The following is a 5,828-nucleotide window of genomic DNA, read 5'->3' on the forward strand; positions in this document are numbered from 1 at the left end:
CAACATGCCCACTTTGATCACTCCTCGATCCCCCGCCCAAAACACAGCAGGGTAGTCAATCAAAGGTGGGTCAAATTTCGATGCAAATTACCCCGGCAAGTGGGTCAATTCTGGATGGCCGTCAACAACCTGGCGAATATTGAGACCGGGTCAGTTAACCAAACCGCACTGCGACATCAGCGCACAGTAGCGTCCGGTTCACCCGATTGCGCCAGGATGACTGCCCGCGCGGTGTCGCGCAGTACAAGGGCTGCGTGCCAGTTTGCTCCTGCGGGAATGATCGGTGGATGGACGGTAACCGTCAATTTGCTGTAGCGTGGCCACAGACTAAGGTCAGGAAGAAGACGGCGGGTGCCGCTCAAAGTGACAGGAATGACCGGAACATCGGCGCGGGCAGCGGCCAGGAAAGCCCCCATGCGGAAGGGCAATACACCGGGCGGTTCACGGAAGGTTCCTTCGGCAAAGACTACAAGGGCGTTGCCTGCTCCAGCCCGCCTCTCCAGTGCATGCGTGTCTTCAACACCGCGCACAGTATCAAAGCGCTCAACGAAAACTGCGCCTAGGCGTTTCAACGGTATCGCGGCCAGCGGGTGAGCAAGCAATTCCTGTTTGGCAACAAAAGCGAAACGTGCGGGTAGCGCAGCCGATTGCTCGTGGCTGGATGCCAGTCGCAGTCAGGGCAAGGCGTGATCCGATTCGGGCGAGACGCCGCGCGGCGAGCGTTGGCGCAAGCGCTATCGCAACCCAGAAGACCGGTGCCAGGAGGCCGAAAACCATCCACACCCAGAGTCCCCAGAGTGGGCCGGTGAGTTCTATAGCCAATTGCTCTACCTCAGCGCGAATTGCTTCATTGCCATCCTGCGCCGTACGAGTTTCGGCCAGTACCACCAGGCGCTCGGTCCCGGCGCGCACGCCCGTGACACGACCGACAGCTTCTTCCAATTCTTGCGGGTAGCTGGAACAGGCGCAACATATTGAATTCCAGTGTAGCCAGAATGTCCGTTCGTAATTATGTTCAAGACTTTGGGGTCACCATTGCGTATTACAACAAATAATCAACCATTATCGCGTCTTATATTTGCTACTTTCGCTGCATTGAACTTCGTTTGATTAGTATGTAATATCGTAATACGTAATACGGTATGAAATACGAGGATGCCATGGCCAGAGCAGGAATCTACAAGTCAGAAGTCGTCAGAGCGCGTAACAAGCTGTTGGCGATGGGGCGCTACCCATCGATCGACGCAATTCGCAGCGAGTTAGGCGATACCGGCTCGAAAGGCACGATTCACCGCTATCTGAAGGAAATCGAAGAAGAGGAAGGCGGCAGTACCGGTACCCAGGTCGCGGTCAGTGAAGCCATCCAGGATCTGGCTGCCAGGCTCGCAGAACGCCTGCATGAAGAAGCTGATCAGCGTTTGGCGGCTCTGACCGATAAGCACAAGGCAGAAATTGCGGCGCTGAACGACACCATCGCCACATTACGTAATGAAGTGGAATCCTTTCGCAGCCAGTCTGAACGCCAGGCCCTGGAGTTGGGTGCAGAGAAAGCAGCCCACAGCGAAATACTAAGCGTGCTCCAAGAAGAGAGAATCGTTCGGGCACAAATGGCTCAGCGCATCCAGGACATGGAAGGGCAACTGGTAAAGGAAGAAGCGCACCGTGTGTCGCTGGAGGAAAAGCACCAACACGCCCGCGAGGCACTGGCGCATTTCCGAACCGCAGCGAAGGAACAACGGGAGCAGGATCAGCGCCAGTTCGAACAGCAGATCCAGTTCTTGCAGGGGGAGTTGCGTAATGCCAAGGAAACGGCAAACGCGAAACAGCAAGAACTCATCCGCAGTCATGAGGACAATGCCCGTCTATCAAGCGAGCTCACCCATGCGCACAGTGAACTTCATCGACACGATGGCGAAGTACGAACATTGCGCTCGGTCAAAGAGCAGTTGGCCGTTGCCGAGGTGAAAATCCAACAGTTGACGGATCAGTTGGCGCAAGCCAACGGGCGAGTGTCCGATCTGGACAAGGAAAACCAAGCGAACCTCTGCAAGCTAAGGGAGAGCATGGAAACGGGGCAGCGGCTGGCAGCCGAACTGATGGCGGCAAAAGCCGTTGCCGCTAGCCACGAGAAAGTCTTTGAAAAGCTCGCGACATTACAGTCGCCACAGGCGAAGAGCACCAACGCCAAGAAAAATAGCGTTGACAATCAAGATTCGCTTTTTAATTCAGAAGAGTAGGCAGTTTTCGGGGAATTTTTCATGATTCCCGGCCGACCCTCTTGACGGTCGGACGGTTCGGCCCGTCGGGTATGTTGACGCTCACCCCGTTGCGGGTCGAGCGGGCTTCGATTACGCCATAGCCGGGCACCGTGAGGAATACCGCGCCATTGTCTATGCGTGCAGACTGACCACGGCCGAGGTCGATTTCAGCACTGGGCCCATCGATCGCGACCCAGTCGGGTAACAAGTGTTCCGGGTAGACGCCCTTTGCCTCGCCCTCGATAGCGACGCGGATCTGACCGGAACGGGTGTCCTGGGTGACATGGGTTTTGTGAGAATAGGAGTCGGCGACCAGAATGCGCGCATTGTCCATGTTCGCGCGCTGAATCAGCCCCGGTACGTCGAAGGCGAAGAAAACGTAGAGCAGGTAGGCGAGGATCACGCCTGGGACCCCGAAGCTGAACAGTCGCTTGCGGGCAAAGAGTCGCTCGATTGCCGGCAGCCGGTCGGCAACGGTCGGGGAGGGCGCGGTGGCGCTGGCAGCAGTCATGGCTCAATGCTCCACGGCGGAGATCTTGTTGCGGTAATGACTGGAGATCTGGTCGACCACTACGATGGTGACGAACAGCAGGATGAAGATCGCGGCCGCCTGGTCGAAGCGGCCCTGTCCCCAAGTCATGGTGTTGCGCAGGTCGTAGCCGATGCCGCCGGCGCCGACGAAGCCGAGGATGGCCGAGGCGCGGATATTGATCTCGAAGCGCAGCAGGCCATAGCTCAGGAAGTTGGGCGAGACCTGCGGCATGACGCCGAGCCACATGCGCTGAAACCAGCCGGCGCCTACTGAGGCGAGGCCCTCGACCGGTTTGAGATCGGCATTCTCGGCGACCTCGGAGAAAAGCTTTCCGAGCGCACCCGCTGTATGCAGCGCGATCGCGATCATCGCTGGCACCGGGCCGCCGCCGAGGATGAAGATGAGCACCAGCGCGATGACGATCTCGGGCAGCGCGCGCAGGATGTCCATGGTGCGTCGGAACAGCGGAATGAGGCGCGGCCACAGCGCAAGACCGCGGGTCGATAGCAGCGCAAGCACGATGCCGCCGGCCGCGCCGATCAGGGTGGAGGCGGCGGCGATGTTGATGGTCTCGACCAGCGACGGGAAGACGGTCGCGAGGTGGCCAGGCATCCGGTCGATGCGTTCCCAGGCTTCGCTGACCAGCCCCGCGGGGAAGTCGAGGATCTGCGGCAGGCCCGAAATGAAGCCGCCGGCATTGCGCGATTCGGCGATCTGGAAAGACGATATGAGCAGCAGTACGAACACCAGCAGCAGGATGCCCGAGTAGAGCCGTCGTCGCTGGGTTTGCGCCATGTAGGCGGTGTAGATGCCACTCTGGGCCGGCATGTACAGCTTGGCCATGTCCTGGATTCCTGACGTGACGCGGGCCGCGCGTGAAGGCGCGGCCCGCGTGGCAAAGGGCGAGCTTACTGGCTTGCCGCCTTGCGTGCTTCGATGATGGAGATGTAGGCGTCGTGGTTGATCGGCTGCACGCCAAGCGCCTCACCGGCGAGCACGCCATAGGCGCAGTCCGGGTCCATGTAGGGCAGGCTGGTCAGCAATGCGACCATGTCCAGCTTCACGCGCTCGGGTAGCGCCTTGCGCAGCACAAACGGACCCTCGGGAATGGTGTTGGACTTCCAGATCTCCTTGAGATCGTTCATGTCGACGACGCCAGCGTCGGAGGCCTTGCGCAGTGCGCCCGAGTTGTAGCCGTCGGCCCAGTCGCCGATGCCGTCGGCCCAGGTCACCCCGGCATCGACGTTGCCGTTGGCCACAGCGACGATGGTCTGCTCATGGCCGCCTACGAAGCGGATGTCGCCAAAAAACTCGCCCGGCTTCATCGAGTAGCCTGACTGCGGGATCTCGATCGACGGGATGAGGTAGCCGCTGGTCGAGTTGGGGTCGCCAAAGGCAAACACCTTGCCCTTGAGATCATCCAGCGAATTGATGCCGCGGTCCGTCCTGGCGAAGCCAATGGCGTAGTAACCATAGGAGCCGTCGGTGTTGGTTTTGACCACGACGGGTTCGACCGCATCAGGGTTCTCGAGGTAGATCGCGGCATAGGTCGAGGCGCCGAGCCAGGCGAGATCAAGGGTGCCACCGAGCAGGCCCTGAATCAGGCCGTTGTAGTCAGCAGGCGTGAACAGGCGCACCGGCACTCCAAGGAGTTCCTGGGCCTTGACACGGAAGCACTCGTTCGAGTTCAGGCGATCCTGGGCATTCTCGCCGCCCATGATGCCGATACGGAACTCGGTGATGCCCTGGGCGCTGGCCGTGGCCGCGCAGGCGGTGGTCAGGAGCATGGCTGCTGCAAGCTTCTTCATCGATGGTTCTCCGGAGTGGATGCGTTCCCCGAGGGGAGTGGGTGGAAACAAGGCGTGGGGGGGACGAGAGCGTCAGGCCGCAACACCGGCCTGTCGGGCGAGGCCCGCCGGTGCCCGGTCGAGCAGGTCGAGGCTCGTCGAGGTGCTTGCCTCTGAAAAGCTCTCGTCGGCGCCGTAGATCTCGCGCGCAACCGCGGTAGACAGTTCCGTCGGGGGTCCGTCGAAGACCACCTGCCCCTGGCGCATGCCGATCACGCGGTCGCAGTACTGGCGCGCGGTATCAAGCGTGTGGAGGTTGGCGATGACCATACGCCCGTCTTCTTCGTGGATTCGACGCAACGCATCCATGACGATCTTGGCGTTCATCGGGTCGAGCGAGGCGATCGGTTCGTCGGCGAGAATGATCTTGGGGTCCTGCATCAGCGCTCGGGCGATCGCCACACGCTGCTGCTGGCCGCCGGAGAGAGCCTCGGCGCGTTTGGGCGCCTGTTCGGCGATACCGAGTCGGTCGAGAATCCCGATCGCGCGGTGGATGTCCTCGCGCGGAAAGAGGTTGAACACCGTCGTCAGTGTCGAACGGCGGTTGAGCGTGCCGTGCAGTACGTTCGACACCACGTCCATGCGCGGGACCAGGTTGAACTGCTGGAAGATCATCGCGCACTGCGATTGCCAGGCGCGCTTGCGCTTGCCCTTGTACTCGAGGACGTTCTCGCCCTCGAAACGGATGCGCCCTTCGCAGGCATCGGTCAGGCGGTTGACCATGCGCAGAAAGGTCGACTTTCCCGCACCCGAGCGCCCGATGATCCCAATCATCGCCGGCTTGTCGACGCTGAAGCTCACGTTGTCGACCGCAATGTTGCGGCCAAACCGCTTCGTCACCTCTTCAACCTTTAGCGGCATGAGCGCTGACCTCGAGACCCGTTTTCGTTGGTCGCATTCTGTGCGGCGTCCGTTACGGTCTCTTTAAGGAAATGCGACGCTTGGCTTTGTCTCGATGCGGATGAATTTGCGAACTGGGTCGGTCGGGCTCGTCGTGTTTTCGCCAAAGGCAGGATCAAAGCTCGTCGGTTCGACCGGATCGCCATCTGTCACACCTTGTTCATGTCGGTCTGGAATGCTCTGACAGGGAAAACCATTACGCTTGAACAAAGGACACCGAATGTCACGCACCGGGATCGAACCGCCCCGGCTGGGTGAGCCCTGGCTGCTCACCCCCGGACCGCTCAGTAC

At 60.3% G+C, this 5,828-nt stretch carries 7 protein-coding genes; 1 reads left to right on the forward strand and 6 read right to left on the reverse strand.

Translation table 11 applies throughout. The features are described 5' to 3' along the window. Positions 1 to 176: 176 nt before the first annotated feature. Positions 177 to 674: a lysophospholipid acyltransferase family protein gene (locus tag GPA21_RS18850; RefSeq protein WP_083651395.1), complete on the reverse strand. Its 498-nt coding sequence runs from the start codon at positions 672 to 674 to the stop codon at positions 177 to 179. A 468-nt stretch (positions 675 to 1,142) separates the two neighbouring features. Here GPA21_RS18850 and GPA21_RS18855 point away from each other — a divergent pair, with 468 nt between their 5' ends. Further along, a complete protein-coding gene (locus GPA21_RS18855) occupies positions 1,143 to 2,237 on the forward strand; it encodes a DNA-binding protein (RefSeq protein ID WP_088179101.1) in 1,095 nt (364 codons plus the stop codon). A gap of 19 nt (positions 2,238 to 2,256) precedes the next feature. On the opposite strand, the gene GPA21_RS18860 is transcribed toward GPA21_RS18855, so the two are convergent. From GPA21_RS18860 to GPA21_RS20700, 5 genes are all read right to left on the reverse strand, one after another. Then, positions 2,257 to 2,769 carry a hypothetical protein gene (locus tag GPA21_RS18860; RefSeq protein ID WP_168989631.1) on the reverse strand — a complete coding sequence of 171 codons (513 nt, stop codon included), beginning with the start codon at positions 2,767 to 2,769 and terminating at the stop codon, positions 2,257 to 2,259. Positions 2,770 to 2,772: 3 nt separating this feature from the next. Next, entirely contained in the window at positions 2,773 to 3,633 is an 861-nt protein-coding gene (phnE, locus tag GPA21_RS18865; protein ID WP_168989632.1) for a phosphonate ABC transporter, permease protein PhnE, read from the reverse strand. Positions 3,634 to 3,698: 65 nt separating this feature from the next. Beyond that, complete coding sequence (gene phnD / locus GPA21_RS18870) at positions 3,699 to 4,598, reverse strand: phosphonate ABC transporter substrate-binding protein (protein WP_168989633.1); 900 nt, start codon at positions 4,596 to 4,598, stop codon at positions 3,699 to 3,701. 72 nt (positions 4,599 to 4,670) lie between these two features. Beyond that, the gene (gene phnC, locus GPA21_RS18875; protein WP_168989634.1) at positions 4,671 to 5,498 is read right to left on the reverse strand and encodes a phosphonate ABC transporter ATP-binding protein; all 828 of its coding nucleotides are present in this window, start codon (positions 5,496 to 5,498) and stop codon (positions 4,671 to 4,673) included. A 63-nt stretch (positions 5,499 to 5,561) separates the two neighbouring features. Continuing rightward, the coding region (locus GPA21_RS20700) for a hypothetical protein (protein ID WP_211163706.1) at positions 5,562 to 5,828 on the reverse strand (267 nt) is incomplete at its 5' end.

This window comes from Azoarcus taiwanensis (assembly GCF_012910885.1).
GTDB lineage: Bacteria > Pseudomonadota > Gammaproteobacteria > Burkholderiales > Rhodocyclaceae > Azoarcus_F > Azoarcus_F taiwanensis.